Origin of the sequence: Oceanospirillum sediminis (genome assembly GCF_014164585.1) — a bacterium.
Lineage (GTDB): Bacteria > Pseudomonadota > Gammaproteobacteria > Pseudomonadales > Halomonadaceae > Oceanospirillum > Oceanospirillum sediminis.
On record NZ_JACJFM010000271.1, the window covers coordinates 1 to 337 of the forward strand.

At 35.9% G+C, this 337-nt stretch carries 1 protein-coding gene; it reads right to left on the reverse strand.

From position 1 onward, the window contains the following. On the reverse strand, nt 1-337 hold a 337-nt coding region (locus H4O21_RS28655), incomplete at both ends, for a putative porin (RefSeq protein WP_220495897.1).

Sequence of the window (337 nt, forward strand, 5' to 3'; positions counted from 1 at the left end):
TAACAAATCTTGCATTACAATATGGGCTCTCATATTATAACGGTTGTTTTTAGTTTTGTAATTAGTGGTAAACCTAAAATTACCCGTACTTGTTAAAATATGTTGGTATTGCCCCAAAGAGCGCATACCCTTATATGCAACTGAAAAATTGAATCGCGGTGTAGTGTTTACCGTAAAAAAAGAATCGGCCAATTGCCCTTGCTCAAATGCCGTTTTATAAAAAAGCTCTGTTAGCGGTGTAGGTACCCTGTAATAATAAACATCTTCAACCTCCATATAATTAAAATGCCTCGCCCTGGCTCCAAAATTTGGTAAAAGATTGGTGTTCTGAAAATCA